Source organism: Extibacter sp. GGCC_0201, from assembly GCF_017566055.1.
GTDB lineage: Bacteria > Bacillota > Clostridia > Lachnospirales > Lachnospiraceae > Extibacter.
In genome coordinates, this window is sequence record NZ_JABFCH010000090.1 from 1 (window position 1) to 300 (window position 300).

Below are 300 nucleotides of genomic sequence, written 5' to 3' on the forward strand. Positions count from 1 at the left end.
TGACTGCGGAGGAATATCTGGAATATGGCAAGCCATATGATTTAAAGGTTCTGGAAGCGGCAAAAGACGGCTGGTTCAATACAATTCATGCCCACGGAAATAATATCATGTTCGACATCCTGAAAGATTATCCTGTTTCCGTTTTCAACTGGCATGCCGGTGAGACTCTTCCGGAACTGGACGAGGCTTTCCTCATGACGGGAAAATGTCTGATGGGCGGCCTTAAGCGTATGGATATCACCAACGGACATAAGAATGAGATTCAGAACCAGATTTACGATAGTTTTAAAACGCTCAGGG

The 300-nt window shown here is 45.0% G+C and carries 1 pseudogene; it reads left to right on the plus strand.

The annotated features are described in order from the left end of the window. Positions 1-300, plus strand: a pseudogene (locus tag HJV72_RS18865) (uroporphyrinogen decarboxylase family protein); the annotation flags it as partial.